17 protein-coding genes are annotated in these 19,686 nt (G+C 33.7%); 15 read left to right on the forward strand and 2 right to left on the reverse strand.

Annotation, left to right across the window (positions count from 1 at the left end; translation table 11 throughout):
- Positions 1-354 precede the first annotated feature (354 nt).
- From ACM55F_RS07655 to ACM55F_RS07700, 10 genes are all read left to right on the forward strand, one after another.
- On the forward strand, positions 355-2,031 hold the full coding sequence (locus ACM55F_RS07655; protein ID WP_416853216.1) for a coiled-coil domain-containing protein: 1,677 nt from the start codon (positions 355-357) through the stop codon (positions 2,029-2,031).
- Positions 2,032-2,578: 547 nt separating this feature from the next.
- Complete coding sequence (locus ACM55F_RS07660; protein WP_416853217.1) at positions 2,579-3,946, forward strand: hypothetical protein; 1,368 nt, start codon at positions 2,579-2,581, stop codon at positions 3,944-3,946.
- Positions 3,947-4,022: 76 nt separating this feature from the next.
- Entirely contained in the window at positions 4,023-4,835 is an 813-nt protein-coding gene (locus ACM55F_RS07665; protein ID WP_416853218.1) for a tetratricopeptide repeat protein, read from the forward strand.
- A 7-nt stretch (positions 4,836-4,842) separates the two neighbouring features.
- Positions 4,843-5,652: a tetratricopeptide repeat protein gene (locus ACM55F_RS07670; RefSeq protein ID WP_416853219.1), complete on the forward strand. Its 810-nt coding sequence runs from the start codon at positions 4,843-4,845 to the stop codon at positions 5,650-5,652.
- 130 nt (positions 5,653-5,782) lie between these two features.
- Positions 5,783-6,760, forward strand: coding sequence for a tetratricopeptide repeat protein (locus tag ACM55F_RS07675; RefSeq protein WP_416853220.1), 978 nt, complete (start codon positions 5,783-5,785; stop codon positions 6,758-6,760).
- An 898-nt stretch (positions 6,761-7,658) separates the two neighbouring features.
- Complete coding sequence (locus tag ACM55F_RS07680) at positions 7,659-8,126, forward strand: hypothetical protein (protein ID WP_416853221.1); 468 nt, start codon at positions 7,659-7,661, stop codon at positions 8,124-8,126.
- A 28-nt stretch (positions 8,127-8,154) separates the two neighbouring features.
- Complete coding sequence (locus tag ACM55F_RS07685) at positions 8,155-8,769, forward strand: hypothetical protein (RefSeq protein ID WP_416853222.1); 615 nt, start codon at positions 8,155-8,157, stop codon at positions 8,767-8,769.
- A 101-nt stretch (positions 8,770-8,870) separates the two neighbouring features.
- Complete coding sequence (locus ACM55F_RS07690; RefSeq protein WP_416853223.1) at positions 8,871-9,344, forward strand: DUF5675 family protein; 474 nt, start codon at positions 8,871-8,873, stop codon at positions 9,342-9,344.
- A 142-nt stretch (positions 9,345-9,486) separates the two neighbouring features.
- The gene (locus ACM55F_RS07695) at positions 9,487-10,017 is read left to right on the forward strand and encodes a hypothetical protein (RefSeq protein ID WP_416853224.1); all 531 of its coding nucleotides are present in this window, start codon (positions 9,487-9,489) and stop codon (positions 10,015-10,017) included.
- 64 nt (positions 10,018-10,081) lie between these two features.
- Entirely contained in the window at positions 10,082-10,261 is a 180-nt protein-coding gene (locus ACM55F_RS07700; protein ID WP_143386641.1) for a hypothetical protein, read from the forward strand.
- 232 nt (positions 10,262-10,493) lie between these two features.
- Here the strand turns inward: ACM55F_RS07700 and ACM55F_RS07705 are convergent, their stop codons facing one another.
- Complete coding sequence (locus ACM55F_RS07705; protein ID WP_416853225.1) at positions 10,494-11,192, reverse strand: DUF1826 domain-containing protein; 699 nt, start codon at positions 11,190-11,192, stop codon at positions 10,494-10,496.
- Positions 11,193-11,613: 421 nt separating this feature from the next.
- Between ACM55F_RS07705 and ACM55F_RS07710 the strand changes: the two genes are divergently transcribed.
- Complete coding sequence (locus ACM55F_RS07710) at positions 11,614-12,207, forward strand: DUF6088 family protein (RefSeq protein WP_416853226.1); 594 nt, start codon at positions 11,614-11,616, stop codon at positions 12,205-12,207.
- Positions 12,208-13,245 (forward strand): nucleotidyl transferase AbiEii/AbiGii toxin family protein, encoded by a 1,038-nt coding sequence (locus tag ACM55F_RS07715; protein ID WP_416853227.1) that lies wholly within the window; start codon positions 12,208-12,210, stop codon positions 13,243-13,245.
- A 1,049-nt stretch (positions 13,246-14,294) separates the two neighbouring features.
- Here ACM55F_RS07715 and ACM55F_RS07720 read toward each other — a convergent pair.
- Complete coding sequence (locus ACM55F_RS07720) at positions 14,295-15,530, reverse strand: IS110 family RNA-guided transposase (protein WP_416853228.1); 1,236 nt, start codon at positions 15,528-15,530, stop codon at positions 14,295-14,297.
- A gap of 176 nt (positions 15,531-15,706) precedes the next feature.
- Here ACM55F_RS07720 and ACM55F_RS07725 point away from each other — a divergent pair, with 176 nt between their 5' ends.
- From ACM55F_RS07725 to ACM55F_RS07735, 3 genes are all read left to right on the forward strand, one after another.
- Complete coding sequence (locus ACM55F_RS07725; RefSeq protein WP_416853229.1) at positions 15,707-15,841, forward strand: DUF6943 family protein; 135 nt, start codon at positions 15,707-15,709, stop codon at positions 15,839-15,841.
- Between the two features lie 397 nt (positions 15,842-16,238).
- Positions 16,239-17,441 (forward strand): hypothetical protein, encoded by a 1,203-nt coding sequence (locus ACM55F_RS07730; RefSeq protein WP_416853230.1) that lies wholly within the window; start codon positions 16,239-16,241, stop codon positions 17,439-17,441.
- Positions 17,442-17,460: 19 nt separating this feature from the next.
- Positions 17,461-19,377, forward strand: a complete 1,917-nt coding sequence (locus ACM55F_RS07735; protein ID WP_416853231.1) for an ankyrin repeat domain-containing protein — start codon at positions 17,461-17,463, stop codon at positions 19,375-19,377.
- The last annotated feature ends 309 nt before the right edge of the window (positions 19,378-19,686 follow it).

The raw sequence follows: 19,686 nt of genomic DNA on the forward strand, positions 1-19,686 counted from the left end.
AAAATCCTATTAACTACATAAAAAAATAGTACATTAGTTGCAGCTCTAAATTAATAGATTTTGACGCTTTTTGACAAAGTTCTGTTTTAGTTTTGTCATTTAACGTCAAATATAAATAAATTCCAATGCCTTTTGGACTAAAATGAAGTTTATATACTTGTAACTAAAATGATATGGTTTTACAATCCAATACGATTAAAGATACAATCAAGATGAAATGATTCTTGGATACATCAAAATAATGACTAAAGGAGAAAATTAATAAAAAAGAGAAATTGAAAGCGTATTCATTTTATAATTATAAGTCCCAAAATGAATACTACAAAGCACTGATACAAAAACAATAAATCAGCTATGATTAAAGAGAATCCAGACCTGCAGAACGATTGGGCATTTGATATTAAAAATGAACCAATTCATATATCCTTTGCTGAGAGTGGCGCGAAAGGATATTACTGTATGGGTTGTGGTTTAGAGATGGATGCCTATAAACGAAAGAAGAATCTTCATCTTAAATCCTTTTTTAGGCATCTTGCAAAGAATGTTGATAAAAACAAAATTGAATGCCATGTTGCTAGTAAAGAGTATAGGGAACGTTTAGCAAAAAATGTATTACACAGACTAAAAGAATTAAAAGTACCTGATGTTTTTAAATTTCCGCCTAAAGGGGTTATAGGTAATCCTAATTTATTACAAGAGAAGACGACAATTAAGGCTCATACTGTAAAATCGGAACTAGTTTTTTTTGAAGACGAAGAAGGTACAATAAAATGGGGTAAAAATCCTGAAATTGAAGACCGGTATTTACTCATCAGACCAGACATTACTTTTTTTGATGAAAATGAGAAGCCAATTTTATTTGTTGAATTTGTTATTACTCACAAACCAGATCTTGATAAAATAACCAAACTTAAAAGAATTGGAATTAATACAGTGCAAATTATTATTCCAAAAGTTCCTGAAGAGGAGATAGAAAATTGTTTAAAAAAAGTAACCAAAGTTAAATGGGTTTATAATGAAATCGAATCCTACGCCGAATATATACCAGCTTCCTCTGGAATTACAGAGGGAATACTATCACTTGATGAAGAGCAGAGAAAGCTTTTCGAAGAATCTTACTCCTGCAGAGCAACGCAACTTGGCAACCTTGTACGGGCAATTAACCGATGCATGGAATCGCAATCTTACAAACGAGTTGAACAACACTTTGAACACGAAATATCAAGAATTGAGAAAGCTTCAAGCGGAGCAAGATCAAGATTGGATGATATGGAAACAAACTTTGAGAGAGAAATATTTACAGAGTTTGAATCAGAAGAAAACACAATTGAAGAAAGACGAAGTGAACTTAATAAACTCCAAAAAGAATGGAAAGAGTACTTTTCAGACGTGGAAAAAAGATTTCACACAAAATCAGGAAAACTTAGAGAAGAGCAAGAACATACTAACAGGCAAATCACAACAAGATTTGGAGTTGGAAACACTGAGGAAGGAATTAGAAACGATCATAGCGACAGAATTAAACACATTAGAGAAGAAGAGGGAGCAATTACAAGAGAAGAAGAAAAATTATCTAATAGAGGAACAGCAAATAGAGAAGAGGAACTCAACCATAGAGAATTCTTTGAGCAACTTGATATTAAAGAACAGTCAAGATATAGAAGTGAAATTGAAAGGTTATCAAGAAACGAAATCGATACTGTTAGAGAAATCGAAGCCCTACCAATTAATTTTGAACAAAAAGAAACAATCCTTGGAGAAGAATATTCAAAACTTGAAAAACGAGTTGGAACAGAATTTAAACAACGAAGTGACGATAACAAACAACGAATTACAGAGTTTAGAGAACGAGTTGTACTCAGTATGGAAGGAAAAGACCATACAGATAGAGAATTGCCCGATAGACTTAAAAAATTATCTGAAGCACGAAGATTTTTATACAATTGGGAAGCTGAAAAACGCAATGACGAAAGACATAGAATCGCGATTGAATCTATTCGAAAAGGAAATCACAAAAAATGGAATCAATAAAGAATGGTTTTGGAAGCAATTTGATGAAAATAATTCACTTTCAAAATATTAGGTGTAAGTCAAAAAACTGTTTGGCTTTCATTCTGATGATTTCTCGTATCATAACTGATTCTATTGATTTCTTCGCCATACTCATGTGATTTGATCACAAAGTAGAGCTAAAAATCATCATCAAAACTGTTCACTTTGCTCCGGAATATCCACCTAAGATAACACGTTATACTATAAGTAAAGCAGAAGTGAAGATTTTGTTTGCCACTTTGCCTACTTTGGATTTATAGATAGATTAAAGAATCAAATCAACCAAATCTATCTCATGCTTGTAATTTAAAAAAAACACAATTTAATATTGTTAAAAAAAAAGAATACACACTCTTAAACATGTCTTTTTACTACAATAATAGCAAACAATTAACACAAATCGTATGTATAGATTTATTTTTGTTTAATAAAATGAACTAACTTTATACTACCCTTTAAATCAAAGTAGGATTATTTAACCAACAATCTTTTTAACTTTAATGTTTAACACATAATAAAAAATATTATGTCAAAAAAAACAGCAGATGTCAGGGCAATAGTTTTCGGTAATTCCATATTTATCTATCTTTTTGTGGTATTAATGATTCTTTCTTCACCACAAAGGGCTTTGGCGCAATGGTATGTCGATAACAGCGCTGCTTCAAGTCACATCGGTGGTCCATCGACATACGGCCCCTACAATACGAAAGCAGAAGCGGAAGCTTTTATCAAGGCTAATGAAGGGTATGGCATGAAGCTCTTACCCGGAGGCAAAGATGTCAGCACCAGCGCTACAAGTCAAAGTGATTCATCGTATAATGAAGCCGAAACAGCAAGGAAAAATGAAGAATCCGAAAGGTTATCGAAAGAAAAGGCTGATAAAAAACTTAGGGATGATGCTGAAGCTAAAAAAAGGAAAGAAGATGTAGCAAGAAGGGAGAAAGAAAAGGACGATGCACTCAATCGTATGAAAGGGAATTCTTCTTCAAACTTTGGGTTAAAGACAACCACTTCCAATGTCGGTGGACTCAAAAGTGGACAAACAAACAGTTTCGGACTAAAATCTTCAACTAACCCTGATGTTAACCTACCCCCTAAATACAAGAAGTATCTGTGGGAGGTAGACCATGCTATAGTTCCACTCCTATCATGGGAACAAATAATAAATATGAATATTGAACAACTCAGGATTGGTCAGGCGAATGATAAGTATAAATATTTAATGATACTCGACAATGCCCTTGTTGGTGCATTTGATCTTTTTGCTTCTTCACCTACCACTACAGCAGGTGTCACAACATTGGCAGGGTTTAAAGTGTTAATTATAGGACTGAAATCCACTATAGCGGCAATGGATGAAGCGGAAGTGATTGTGTTTGAACAAAATGCGACTTATGAAACAATGCTCCGTTATTTAAAAGACAAAACAAAGGGTCCACAATTATTGGCTGCATTAAAAAGTACCAGAGAGAAAAAACCATTACCACCAGGTATTAGTCCAGAAATAGCCCGCCTTGCAGCTGCCTGTCAGTCTCCGGAAGCTGGTATTTCTTCTGTGCATATTGTTATGAACGCCATGCTTTCAAAAGAAGCCAAGTGGGCATTTTTTCAGGTTGCACATGTAGAAGGAATGGAACTGATGAACGGTGGCATTCGAGCATTAGTGGCTACGGATGTTCAGGACAGGTTTTCAGCACTTCGAGATGCAAATGAAAAAATCAATATAGGGCAAAAATTCCTTGCAACAGAAAAAGATCCTTTGGTAAGGTCTGTCGTTGAGAGCAAACTGGAAGCCCTTGAAAATAAAATGAAGCCTTTTGAGATTATTCCTGAAGGTATACTCAGTTTTATTTCTTCATACGAAGATTATAAAAAGATAAAAAAACAGCAATAGTATTTAAATCAACACGGACTAAATATTTACCTATAGCTATAAAAAAGTACTCTGAAACTAGTCAAAAATTGCAATCATGACTAATAAAAAAAAATTACTTCCAATAATTATTTTTCTATTAAGCGCTATTTTTAATAACTCTTATAGCCAAACAATACCTGAGTCCGCACGTGAAAAGTATGTGATGGGAATAACCCTGAGAGACCAAGCGAAGAATGTAAGTGATTATGATTTGCCCATTGCAAAATTTAAAGATGCCATTGCGCTTGCCCCTTCGTGGGCTGATGCTTATAAAGAATTGGGGTTGACTTTTGAGTTAGCTGGGCAATTTGATAATGCAATTTCCTACCTCAACAAGTACCTTACATTTAATCCATCCGCAGAGGATAGAAGAAAAGCACAAGACGAAATTTACATAATTAAGGCAAAAGTGGAGAAAGAAATTGCTGAAAAAGAAATTGCTAAAAAAAATAAAATAAAAGGACAATGGTACCGGAATGATAATTACCCTCGAGAGACAGTAACCTCCTACTTTGGGTATAATTTGCTCATTCACGAGGACGGCACAATTAAACTCTACATGAATAAGGGTATTAATTGGACATACACTGAAGAGGAAACCAGTGAAATATTTCAATGCACACCTCATGGCGCTGGCTATCGCTGCAATTATTACCGACGAGGGGATTCACAGTTCCCGGATTTGAAATCAGAAGCCATCATTAATGTCATCGAGAATGGTACGGTGCTTGAAGTTCATCGTCCCTTTCTAGTGCCGTCAAATGATCCATATCTTAATAAGTATCTCAAGGAAGGTACTTATAGTCAATCATATAGTACCGGATGGGTTATTGTGGGTTCGGTATTTTATCTATGCAGGATGAAATAATCAGATAATGAAAATAAAAATGAAACTGCTTTATTGTTTAGCGCTGCTGTTATTTTTTGCATACAGCGCAAAGGCGCAAACAATTCCTGAGTCCGCGCGTGAAAAATATGTAATGGCAATTACCCTGAGAGATCAGGTGAAGAATGTGAGTGATTACGATTTGCCTATTGCAAAATTTAAAGATGCCATTCAGCTTGCCCCTTCTTGGGCTGACGCTTATAAAGAATTGGGGTTAACTCTTGAGTTAGCCGGGCAATTCGATGATGCTATTTACTATCTCAGCAAGTACCTTTCATTTAACCCCTCAGCAGATGATGCAAGAAAGGCACAAGATGAAATTTACATAATTAAGGCAAAGAAAGAAAAGGCAAATTCACCGCAAGCTTTAGCCGAGGATATGGTGTCCAATCTCCACAAAAAGTATTCAGGTCATATTTCACAGACCCTAATCTGCGGAGTGTATCTGAACCGTTATTGGATATGCACGGAGAATCAAGCTAACAAAGAGAGTAATTGGGTCGATAGCAGAATGTCGGGACAGAAATACAACTATGAAGAAGTAATTTCTGTGCAATTCAAAATTGGAGGAAAGGAAAAAAGCGAAATACGGTTAATTATAGAAACGAGATTGGAAAAGGGAGAATATTCCGGAAAACTTAATGGAATGGATCCCAATAACATTGTGTGGTCGGTGGGAGACACCTCATATAAAATCTCATTTGCTAACACCAAATACGGCAAGCCCATGATTTCGATTTCGTTCTCTTGTGGCGAAAATGGTTGTCGTCGAGAGCGTATTATTTTTGATGAGCCATAACCATAACTCGATAAAGTCATTTACTAAATAACGAATAACGTAACTAGTAAGATTATAAGTGATAGACCTGCATAACCCAATAGATTGCAATGAAAAAATAAAACAAATCAATGTTGATAAAAGTTACGTTATGAAAAAACTACTTTATTATTTAACCCTGTTGTTATTGTTTTCATATAACGCAAGTGCACAGAGTGCCCGTGAAACACTAAATCAATATATAGCACAGCTACAAAAAAGCCCTGATGATAATGCTTTGCGTGAAAAAATAATTTTACTAGCTCAAAAAAATAAACCTGCTCCAGCAATTACCGATGAAGCGAGAGAAAAGTATGTGATGGCAATAACATTAAGGGACGATAAGGAATATGAACTGGCCTTATCCAATATTAATGAGACACTCCTTATTACCCCTTGGTGGGGAGATGCTTACAAAGAATTGGGTCTTACACTTGGGCTTGTCAAAAAATATGATGAAGCTATACTAGCCTACCAACTTTACATAAAAACGCTGACGGATGATGAGGTTGTAAGTCATGTAAAAGATGAAATTGCTATTATGAAAGCAAAAAAAATGAAAGCGGAGAAAGAACAGAATGAGCTGAACAAAATTGTCCGATCAGAAGAGGAAAAGCGACAAGTCGTAAATGCCAAGCGTGATGTGATCACTAAGATTAAAAACGCGATCAACAATCGTAGCTACCAACAAAAAAATCTCGGTTACAATAAAAATGGCAACTGGAGCGCGGGTGTAAATCAATATGAGCTGTTTGGCGGTGGGACATACTACATGTTTAGCTTTGATTTTTATGTCCCCATATACTGGAAATTCTTCGATAATCATGTTGAGATGTGGGGCAATTTCTCAGGAAAATACTCTGAGCAAATATTGCGTGGGGAGTCTTGGGGACCCAAAGTCAGCGATATGCGCTGGTTTCAAGTAAATACAATAACCCTTCAAAATGGGATGCAGGTATGGGCGTATTTTGATCTCCAGAATGCCTATTTATACTCTACTCTAAATGGTTGGACGATGAGACCAGTCAACGATTCCGAATTCGATCCGAAAACGCGCTACAACTATGTTCTTTACAAACCCGTGGACTGAAACAGGTCAAGCTCTCAAAGCCTAGGTAGAGCGAAACATTATTCGGGAAAATAAACCACTGAATAATTGGAAATAAATCAGCTGCTTTTTCTCCACCCAGTCAGGTTGCAATGGAAAAATAAAATAAATCAATAGTATCATAATCATTAAAAACATAGTTATGAAAACATATACCACCACCCATATTTTAGTTATGACAGCTTTCTGTTCATTTGCTCAAAATGATAAATGCTACTTAGTTTATTCTGAATCTATAGATAGATTAAAGAGTAAAATTAAATGAGCAAAATCTATTGTTCAGTATCTTTTTAGTGCAGATAAATCAAACTTTAAATCTTAAAATTATATTATTATCTTAAAATATATCTATTAAAATTATCATTAACATAAAATATAATAAGTTAATGCATTTTAAATTATAAAAAAAGCATTAACTTTATAATGCGTTTTAAATCAGCGCAATACGATTATTTAAATATTAATATTTGTTGAATTTTATATTTAGCACTCGATAAATAAGCCATGTCAAAAAAATGGTTATTAAAGAGATAGGTTTAATATTTTTGAGCTTGCAGGTTTTTACCTTAAATGTTCTGTACTCAGCGGAATATTAGGTACTCGAAAGGAGGTTTTTGGCCTCTAGTAATACCAAAATACATACCACCGTATTAATGTAAATCTTGTGTTATATGGTACAGTGAAACAATAGATTCGTCGCTTTGGAATATAAAACTAAAGTCAAAATGGCAAGGATATCATAGATGTATTGAACAAGTTAGGTGGTACTTCTTGACAATGTCACCTGACGATAAGGATAGAACAAGAAAAACAAACCACTACTCAAAAAAATGGAATGAAACAGAAAAACCACATACGAGTAGAAAATAAATAAAATAAGATGAAAAAACATTTCACCAATATCGGAGTACCCAAACAAAAAGGACGGGAAGATTCCGTTGAGACGAAAATAGAATTTCTGCAAATATGTCCTAAAAACTTTTTTATTAAATATTTAATTTATTTTCTGGTTCTATTGTTGTCTTCGTTTGTAGGAGTATATAACTTCAAAGAAAAGGCTTTGATTTCAAAAAACGTAAGTGTATTTAACCTCAAAATGAATAAAGTGCTTTTTAAGGATGAGTGCATTGATGTGTATTTAGATAATATAGCTGGTGATACTTATGCTATAAAATTTTATAACAAATGTGAAATTAGTTATATAGTATATTACCAAATTGTAGATATGGATAAAATTATTCAAGAAACATCAAGTGCCGTCGTAAAAGCAAACTCTGGAAACTCTTCAGGTACCATTCATTGTAGTTCAGAGGCTTTTGTAAAAATAATCAGGAAAGAAACGTTCTAAAGCATTCGTATTTATTAAATTTATTATTATGAGAAAAATATTTTTACCATTTTTTTTAATTGCATTTGCAACATGCTTTGGACAACGTGTAGTTTCTGTGTTCGAGGTTGAAGGCGGTTTTCTCTCCGGTGGATTATCTGGACAGGACGGATATGATTCCTCTCTTGATTTTAATGGAAGTTTATGTTTTGATCTTATTAGAAAGAATAAAAAAGACAAACCAACTGTGGGAATTAAACTAAAACTTAATTATAACTCTTACAATATGGAATATGTAAAGAGTTTTGTAAATCCACCTCCAAATATAATAATCAAGGAAACTAGCATTCCTGTTCTTTTGAAATTTTGTCTTAAATCAAGTAAATATTATTTTACAAAAGAAGTGGAAGGGGAAAGAAGAACTTTTGTGAACTCGAGAGGTTTGTTTTTATTTGCGGGCCCTCAAATCGGATTTGTTAGCATCACAGGAGGAGCAGAGGATTATAGTAAAAAAAATTATTCAATAGTTGTTGGTGGTGAATTTTATATAAATAGATTCTACATATTCCTATACCAGCAAAATGGATTAACTGAAATTTTCCCATCACAAAGCAGTGTTCGTCTTAATGGTGTTAATGGAGGATTTGGCATTGTGCTTTTCTAATTAAATGAGATTCTGATAGTTTATATTGATTGTATATATAAGAGAATATAGTACTTGCTTTAGTTTTAAAAGCAATTTTTTAGATTCATTAAAATTGAAATATGAAAAATTTAATATTATCCATAATTTCTACTCTTTTATTTAACAATAGTTATTGTCAAGAAGATTTTGAAATAACAATAGAAAGAGAATATAGTACAAATCAGTGCACGATGGGTTATATGTCCATTAGTGACGAGATATTCTGTTATACCCTTGAGTTACCGTGGAAAGACAACATTAATAATATTAGTTGCATTCCAAAAGGAACATATAGCGGCATACTAAGATACGACAAGACTGATGGTTGGAGAATACAGCTTGAAAATGTTCCTAACAGAACAGGTGTCCAAATACATATGGGTAACTACACTTCGGAAATTACAGGTTGTGTATTAGTCGGCACAAATGCAAATGTTGACAATTGTACAGTGACAGATAGTGGAACAGCTTATATTAGGTTAAAAGAAAAATTCTACAGGAATCCAAATCCAATAAGTTGCCCAAACTTAAATATTTTGCTGACTTTTAAGTAATTGAGACAATTATGCTGACACTCAACTATATAGTTAAATAAATGTCAATTATCGAGAAACTAAAAACACCGAATTAAAAGACTAAAATTAGGTTTTTAGAAGTTTTTTTGGATTATCTCGAAATTAAAAGAAATAAAACACTATGAAAAAACACATAATCACCCATATTTTAGTTATGACAGCTTTTTTTTCATTTGCTCAAAATAATGTTTCAAATGTTATTTTTGTTCGACATGACAAAACTACATTAAAAGCTGAGGAATGCGAATGGGTCATCAAATCGTTAATAAAAAATAGTCCAGAATTAGCATCAGAAAAAGGAAAATCGATACCGGAGGTTATACTCCAGGCAATAGAAGCTGGAAAATTAAAAGCATTTGACAGTTGGACAAATAAACCTATACCGGCAAAAGATATATATATCTGGCAAATGCCTATAGATACAATGTCAATGCCTATTTCTGATGACGGCATTAGTAAATATAAAATTGAACAGAAAAGTCGTTCAGGTGATGATATCCGCCAAATAAGGATTTATCAGGATTGGTATTTTGATATTAAAAAGCAAAAACTATTTTCCATTATAAAATCTATAGAATTTTTAGAACCAGACCCATTGCGAAATTATAACGAGGAGAGTGATGTTATTCCATTTTGCCGAATTTATTATTAATGAAAACAAAATTTTAAACAGCTGCTAGGCTCATTTCTGTAATAACTAAAAAAATAAGGATTTAATGAATATAGATTCTCAAAATAGAGGTGGTGGTTTTATAGCAAAAAGTATATTGAACTCTTATGGTGTCTTGGCAGAACATAAAAAGATAATCAATGATTTCAATATTAATCAAATAATTGAAAATTCTAACGGTGTTTTAAAAGAAACATTAATTGCACTTAAATTAAAACTTATTTAGCTGTGGTTAAAAATAGATTTATTTAAATAACACTAGCAATCAAGCGGTCTCTCTCCGATTGCTTGCTTTGTTCAGCTCGGCTGCTTCAGTCGCAGTTTGTGATAATTTCATACGTATATAGTGGCTGTGCCAGTCGAAGCCCTCTTACTTTCAAAGTCTTTCCTTAATTGGCGCCGTTTCCCAGTCCATTTGAACACCTTCGGTCAAATCAGCTAGCATACCGCCTGTTTTTTTAGCAAATCAACAACAAACGATATTCCCCTTCATTTTCTATTGGTGCTCTATGAATACAAGGTAGCACCTGTTGTTTTGGATGATCCACCGCCAGACGCCAAAGATGTCCTAATCCTAAATTAATAGGCGCTATATGGGGTTGCGCCTGATAATGCAAATCAAAATAATTTTCCTTCAAAAAGTTTTCAAATTCCTCCGATGGACCGTTATGTAGCTCTTTAAGCTTTTTTCGAATTTCAGGAATTAGAATTTTTTGCTCAGCTTGCTCATTAGAAATAATATCACTTGCCAGTCCGTGATAGGTACATAAAAAAGTATCCGTTGCAATGGGCGAACGATCCACATGATATGAATACACATCAGTGGATATGAAATCAAATTCATCATCTCGTTCATAACATTTAAGTAAATTAAGAGAGGGGGAAGCTCCGAAATCGGCTAATAATCGTAAATCATTTAAGATAATTTCCCTTGCTATATTCCCCTTTTCTGATAGTTGGAGTGCCAATAGATCTTTAGGATAAACTTCCGTTATATTTTCTTTTATTTGCAGTTGACCTACAATCGCTGCAAAATCGCCTTCCAAATTTCTGTACCAGCATAGGGCATTCATTTCTCCCTTAAAATCCGTATTTACAAGTTCAGAAAAAGTGGATACCATTCCAATTTGGCTGCTGTCAGAAAACGTATTGCTCATAGTATGATATCAAGAAGCTAGTTACTTAATGCACCACAAAATTATGGAATTGTAAGGAGTTGCAGCATTTTTATCGCTATATACTTTAGTCTTTTACCAGATACCCAAAATGGTTGCATTGCCTACATAACACATTACTTTTATAATTGGAATTTCTGATTTTGAATTTAATTGTTTTTTGTCACAAATTTTTACTCTTTTTGTTACAGATAAAGCAATTATTTTGTCGCAAATACTCCCTGTTTTTGCGACAAAATTGCAGAAATTATTCAAGTCCACATATTGAAAACAAAGCGTTTACAAAAACAAAAAAAGCCAACAGGGGCTCGCAAAAAATGGTGGTACTAATAAATAGGTTGTCTCTTTTTATTTTGTAACAAATTTTTACTATTTTTGTTACAAATTAAGCAACATAAAAAAGATGCAAAGCACCGAAAAACAAATAAAAGACACTATTTTAAAAACAAAAAGAGGTGTCTTGCTGTTTCCTGAAGATTTCAGTAAATATGGTTCTTCAGAAGCAGTGCGTTTGGCATTGCATCGCCTAGAAAAACAACAAATCATCAAAAGAGTGGCACAAGGTATTTATGCAAGACCAATAATCAGTAAATACGTAGGAGAAGTGTTGCCTTCGGCAGAAATAGTCGCAAAAGGGATTGCCAAACGAGATAGAATCAGGATAGTTCCAACAGGGGCTTATGCTTTAAATGCTCTAGGATTAAGCACACAAGTACCTATGAAATTGGTATTCCTTACTGATGGAGCACCCAGAGAAATAAAAATAGGAAAACGGTCTATAAAATTCAAAAAAACAACTCCCAAAAATTTGTTGGCAAAAGGCGAAATAAGCAGTTTGGTTTTGCAAGCATTAAGAGAAATTAGCATCTCAAAAATCACCTTGGAAGAAGAACAAAAAATAATAGAATTACTTAAAAAAGAAAAACCAGGCAATTTAGAACACGACATTCAATTGGCTCCGGTTTGGATTAAAAAAATAATGCAAAAAGCACTTTAAATGGCAAAAATAAATTTTCATAGGTTACCAAAAAATGAAAAAATAAACATCTTGCAAAAAGCCGGTAGCACAATTGGATTGTTGGCTTTTGCAGTAGAAAAAGATTGGTGGGTGATGCAAACCTTGACCACCATTTTTGAAATGGAAATAGGAAAACATTTAGTTTTCAAAGGCGGAACATCATTAAGCAAAGCTTGGAATTTGATTGATAGGTTTTCCGAAGATATTGATTTGGCTATTGACAGACAGTTTTTTGGTTACGAAGGAGAATTATCCAAACAAAAAATTAGTTCACTCCGAAAAGAGGCCAATAAATACTTGACTGAGATTTTTTATCCTCAATTGATGGATAAATTTGAAGAAAAAGGCTTTAACGATATAAAGTGGGAAATTGTAGCAACAGTAAACAGTGATCAAGATCCAATAATTATCATTTTAAATTACAATAATGCAGTAGAAGTCCCAGGATACATTCAACCAAGAATACAAATTGAGATTGGTTGTCGCTCATTACGTGAACCCTATACATTGCAATCATTTACTTCGATAATAGATACGGAATATCCAGAATCAGATTTTTCACAAATACCAGTGAACGTTCCTTCGGTAAATCCAGAACGTACCTTTTTAGAAAAGATATTCTTGTTGCACGAAGAATTTCAGAGACCAAGAACTAAAATAAGAGTCGATAGATTAAGCAGACATTTATATGACATCTATCAATTGTCAAAAACAAAATTTGGTGAAATAGCTTTAAATGATAACGAATTATACGAAACCATTGTCAAACACAGGTATCGATTTACCAGAGTTGGAGGGGTGAACTATAATTTGCACCAGCCACAAACTATAAATCCATTGCCAATCCCAGAAATTATGGAAGACTGGAAATCAGACTATAAAACGATGCAAGAGCAAATGATTTATGTTGATTCACCATCATTCGAAGAAATAATCGAAGAACTAACAAATTTAAAAAACAGAATCAATGCTTTCGAATGGAAGATGGAAAGTCAATTTCCTGTACCAAATAACTAATCATTAAACATCACGGGCAATCAAGCGGTCTCTCTTCGGTCGTTCTCTTTGTTCCGTTCGGCTGTTCCAGTCGGTCGTCGGCAGAAAAAGCCTCCTCCCTCCGTTCCGCAGACACTACGCAACACAATAAAAATAGCAGCTTGAAAATAAGCAGCTATTTTTATTGCGCCGCTTCGTTCCTCATCTTCACACGTTCTCTACCCTACGTTCGGCGCGGCTACTACATCCACAATACCGCTTCATTCCGTTACACTCCGCAGGCTACGCTCCACTGCATTCCAGCAGTATGGTGTCTGTCGCCCCTTATTTTTTCAGCGGTTGCTCCTTCGCACAGCCATCGGGGTTGGCTCCGTTAGCACTTTGCCCTAAATCAAAGAACTCCGCCGAAAAGGCGGATGACTTTATTTTTTCCCCGCCGTTGCACGCTCCTATCCCTTCTCTCCACTTCGTCCCGCAGAAAAAGCGGGACTACGCTTCGTTCCCGGTCTAGGGTGGCTGTTCGATTGCCGCAACCCCGCCACTGCGCTCCTCGAAAAATAATAATTTCCGCTATCACTACAATCATTATTTTCTGCGGTGCTTGGGGGTGTTTAATTGCCGTTTCCAAAAGAACTCCCCTGAAAAAACTAAACAAGAACATCTGTCTTCGGAAAAAATAAATAAAAAGAAAGTAAAGGTAAGTTCCGGTTTCTTAAAAAGTAAAGTTCAAGCCCTCCGGGTTTTTAATAAAATCTCCACCCTTTAACCTGCATTCATTTCAGGTTCTTTTTTATAAACCAATCTCCGCTTCTCAACACGTTTCCGATTATAAGTCGGGTAGTATTTTATTAAAAAAACGTGACTTTTTGAAACCTCCACTTTAGAGACAACTTTCTTTTTTTTCTTTTTTCTTCTGAAAATAATTTTAATTAATAAGTTCATTGACATAAAATAAAACGCTAGAGGGTAATATTTTCTTCTGCGTGCTCTTGGCTACAACTGTTTGTTCTTAGCGTTTAGGGTCAATTTCTTTTGCGCAATCACATTTGTGTATGCAGTAAAAAACGACCTCAGAGGGCTTGGGTTATTTCAACCTCAATGCCCAAATTTTTTAATTTGTCAATATAGGACTGAACTTGGCTTTGTTTTCTTCTTGAATCAATGTAATCATAGCCTAATTCCAAATATGGAACTTTATATTTAATCATAAAATAAGCTGCATTTAGCATTTTATGACCAACAGCAACTAAAGCCCTTTTTTTGCCACGTCTGGCAAGAAGACTTTCGTATTTTTTACGCAGGTAACAATCTTTCACACGGGTGGCTGACCATGCACATTCTATTAGCATTGGCTTTAAATGCTGATTACCATTTGTAATTCTACTAGAACGCATTTTTCCAGCACTCTCATTATTACCTGGGCAGACTCCTGCCCAAGATGCAAGATGCTGAACAGTTGGAAACTTATTCATATCGACTCCTATTTCAGCAATCATAGCGGCGGCACTTATTGAATTTACCCCTGGAATAGTTTTCAAAAGTTCAATTTCTGTTGAATATTGACTACAAAGCAAAGCGGTTTCATTGTCTATTTTAGCTATCCTATAATTTATGTTTTCAATACTTAATCGAATAGTCTCAAGCATAAATTTGTGATGATCTGTGAGTTTGCCTTCTAAGGATTCCTTGAGAATGTCCTTTTTCTTTTTAATAGCTCCATGACATAATGCAAGGAGTTCTTCAAAATTATTATTGCCCTGCAATAAAGCGGTTATGAGTAAAGTTCCTGTTTTGCCAAATATATCGCTGATAACATTGCTGAGTTTAAAATTGGCATCCTGAAGAACTCTTTCAAATCTGTTTCGTTCTGCCGTAGCATTCTGCACGAGTTTTTTTCGATAGCGGGTAAGATCTCTTAAGTTTCTTATTTCATTGGGAGGCACAAAGCTTGCTTTCAACAAACCACTCAAAAGGAGTTTGGCTAGCCAACGGCTGTCCTTTTTATCTGTTTTATGACCCGGAATATTCTTAACATGCCTTGCATTTACCAGCAGTATTTCGAATTCATCATTGAGAATATTAAAAACAGGCTTCCAGTAAACACCAGTACTTTCTATTGATAAATGAGTAATCGCAAAGGATTTAAGCCAGCTGGATAAGCTCCGAAGATCATTGGTATAAGTCGTAAAAGTTCTTGTCTCGGTTATGATCCCTGTACCCATTACAGTCACAACCACAGTATCACGATGCACATCCATACCTGCGCCTCGCTCAACAACCTGAGGAAATGAGATTTGTGATTCCATGATATAAAAATTTACCGTAAAGTTACGCCACCCCATTTTCATGGCTGTTTGCGCTTGCGTTTTTTTATATCATGACAATTTCTTTTTGAAAAAATTTTAGGAAAGGCGGTTTCGACAAATTCAGCATTCATAAAAAACGGAAAATAGAAGAAAAACCAACTTTTAAATTCCGAATCATGCTAAATTTAATTATCAAAACCCACCAAAAAGAAACGCTTTATAAAGGACATCAAATATTCATCCTCAACAAAGGATTGAACAATGGAAAACCACAAAAAAAGAGCCGTACGGAAACAGCCCTTCGTGGTTAGTAATTTCTTTTTTGCATATCTACGATTTTAAAAAAAAATGCAATCAAATTAGATGAAATGATACAAGAACACGAGTTGCAAAAAAAAAATCAAACACTGAGGTTTGGAATTCCCCAAAAAAAAACAATTTAATCTAATCAATGAAATTTACAGAATTTTTTTAAAACAAAACATTAAAATTCAGCTTATTATGTTTTGTTCGAATAAATATTCACTAAATTTACTGTGTTTTTTAATAAAAATATCCCCAAATAAAAATTGCTTGTAATTACAAGTTGCTAAATTATAATAGCCTATTATATATAATACTTCCCTATAAGAAATATTGTCTAACATTAATCAAGTAAAGAAAAATTAATACCTCATTATTTCTATTGATCACTAAAAATTGTCATTAATGAAAAGTATTGTGTTAATGTTATTTATTCTTATTTCAAGTATTGCTTTTTCACAGAGTGAAAATACCAATAAGAAAAGTAAGTCTCTTTCGAATAATACGAAACAAAATTTCGTAACTAACTCAACTTGCGAAGAACTTGTAAACTATAGAGATAAAATTTTAGCAAAAGAATTCAATTCGGCATATCTGAAGTATACATTAAATATAGAGGCAAAAGAAGATATAAGGAAGATAAAAGAAAGCCTATTATCTGATAAAGCAAGTTGGTATTCTATACTTTCTACAAATTCAACATCCTCCGATATGACACTTGCTTACGCAGAGATAGTACAAGTATTCAAACTTTTATCCGACAAATACTCTTATATTCTAAAATTATTAAGCGGCAATACTTTATATGCAAGTGGTGTCGATTACGGAACTAAAAGTCAAGACTACTGGTACAATGTTATAAAATCAGGGAAAACCCTCCATAAGGCTGTTATGGAAAATGCAGAGAAAGAAGCATACAAAGAAGTTATGTCAAAAGCAGGGGCATTTGGGAATAGTATAAAAGCAGGGGTAGAGTTTGTGGAAAACATTAATGAGTTTTCCAAATTGGAAAAGGATCATACAGAACTTAAGAAGGAGATAACTCGCCAACTTGATTTAATTGATAAAAAGTATAACGAATATGAAAGAAGTATAAAATCATCAGAGCAAATGCAAAATCAAATAATTGAGGTAGTAAAAGGTATTGATAAATATCTTATCGAAAATAAGTGCGACTCAAATGATGCAATTGAAACGATGCTAAAAAAGGAATTGGAAAAAGCTCCAAATTTAATTGAAAATGTATCAAATCCTAACTTTATTGATTCTGCTTATATGTTCATAGCGGCGACAATTAACGTAAAAGGTAAAGATAGGTGGGGTAAAAGGCTATATCTCTTTTCAGCTCCTATTTTATATAAGGGAGATATTTATGATTCTAAAGAGAAAGCTATAGAAGAGTTTTTTTCAAAAGCCGAAAAAACAATACCTGACATTAGAACTAAATACAGTGGTATGCTTATTGTTTCGGAAAAAAGAAACATTGATAACTCGTACGAAAAGTTTTTGAATATACAAGACTGTTTGTCATATATGATAGAATACAAGAAAGGTTGTATGAAAGGTTGGAGTAGTCCTGATTCATTTGAAATTATTGATATTAAATAACAATCTAAACCGCTGAATTATGAAAAAAACACTTTTACTCATATGTCTCATCTCATTAATATCCTTACATCCAGTTCATTCACAAGCAAAAATAGAACTTAAATGGAGTCAATGGATTCCAATAATCGATAGAAATGAGAACAAAATTCTGTTTTCAGTCGCATATGAAAAACCACCATATAACCCTGGTGTAGTTATGTATTTTAGAATTCAAAATAAATATAATGAACCAATAACAGGGAGATTTAATATAAAACACGCTACAAAAGATGGTCGTGAAAGATTTAATAGCTTTCTATTTCATTGTATACAACCACAAAACATTCAAGTCGATGATGGAATAAAGTGGATTGGTGATGGAACACAAATGATTATGAATGTTCAGGAAATTAAAGAATTAAAATTTATAGAATTTAGTTCCTGTTCTACTACAAGCAAAATAATTGCCTACACAAAAAAAGATACAGCATTATTTCGTTTGCAGAATGCAATGATTAAAAATCAAATTCAACGGATTAAAAATGACAATGTTTCAGTTAAAGGAAATAATAAAACCAATACGTCCGCTACTAAAAATATTACTGGTAATTTTTCCGATGCTATAATTTATTATAAAGGTAAAAATCAGGAAAACATAATACAACTTCTTTCAAAAGTTAAAGGTTGGCGTACTAATTCAGGATTAAACATTCAGGACGGCATACCACCACAAGTACCGATTAATAATGCTTGCCAACGAGATCAATATGTTTTTTCTGCTGTTTTATATTCATGGGCTACCGAAAGTTATTATAGACTTAATGAAAAGAAAAAAGCAGAAACCTCAGCAGAAAAGGTTGGAGAACTTATAACTACAGTTAATAGACTTTGTGGTGATGGTATTTCCCTTATTGATATTAACTGTAAAACAGCTGAATTGTATCCATGCTCAGAAAGCTCAGCCAAATTAAATATTTCAACGAATTCTTCAGGTTCGACTATAGTAAACAGTAATATTAAAAATGATGACACAAAAAAAGAGAAGGAATTATTATATGGACTATTACCATTAGCGGCTATGGCTTTCAAATCTGACTATAACCCGTCTGACGAGAAATATATATCGGACATTATGAGTAAATTAGATGCCTATGTAGAAGATGATGACCAAAGCGATCTTGGAACCAAATTATTCATGAAACTTGCTTCTCTTAATATTCAAGATCAATTAAGCGAACTAAATGGAATGACAAACAATATGACTGGTTCTGTTATTAACAATACAAACCCAATAAACAATTTTGGAACAGTTAATTCTACTAATTCGTTCAGTGAAATGTCGGATACTGAAATAAAGCAGACATTAGCTCCATTAACTGATGCAGTTTATCAATTACTCATGGGTACGGAAGATGAATATGGACAAACGAAAACTGAAGAAAAATATTTAAATAAAAGATTAGAGGAATACAGGGAAACAAACCGGGAACTAAAATTAAAACATGGGTATACCATGGACGATTTTACATTAGCTATAAGAAATTTTGATGATGAGTTACTGGATAAAATACTTGCTACTGGTTTCCCAGTAAACATACCCATTCGATATAAAAAATCAGATGCAGGACAAGAGATTGGGTTCGACAGATATGGATTAGCCTTCGGCAACCAGTTGGAAAACCCGATTCACTATGCGGCTAAATATGGAAATGTTTATGCAATTAAAAAACTTGTTGCCAACGGGGCAAATATTAGAGGACCTAAGACTTCGACTTCTTGGAAACCACCCATTTTTCATGCAATTGAAAACAACCATTATGAAGCTGTACAAGTTCTTTTTGAATTAGGTATTGATCCTGGAGAAAAAATTTGGGGAAAAAGTAAACCCATAGACCTCGCAAGGGAGTTGGGGAGAGATGAAATTGTAGACTTAATCAAGAGTTTTGCTAAAAAGTAAATACAGATAGAATTTTAAAACGTAGATACAAAAATAAAAAGCCTATCCATAACAGGAGGGCACTGAAAAAGTCCCTCTTTCCAAAAAACTATTAAAAAAGCGACTAAATAAGGCTTTGATTTTATTTAATCTCCGTTTTTTATTCAAATTTAATTTTATGAGACCACAAGGTCTTTATAACAACTAAAAGGAGCGAAACCATAGTGTTTTCGCTCCTTTTTAGGTATTTTCATTTTCCGTATTTCAGGTAGTTTTTCAGTGCCCTCCATAACAGGCTAGGCTTTCATATAAATTCGGAAAAAGGTTACC

The organism is Flavobacterium melibiosi (assembly GCF_048158545.1).
Lineage (GTDB): Bacteria > Bacteroidota > Bacteroidia > Flavobacteriales > Flavobacteriaceae > Flavobacterium > Flavobacterium melibiosi.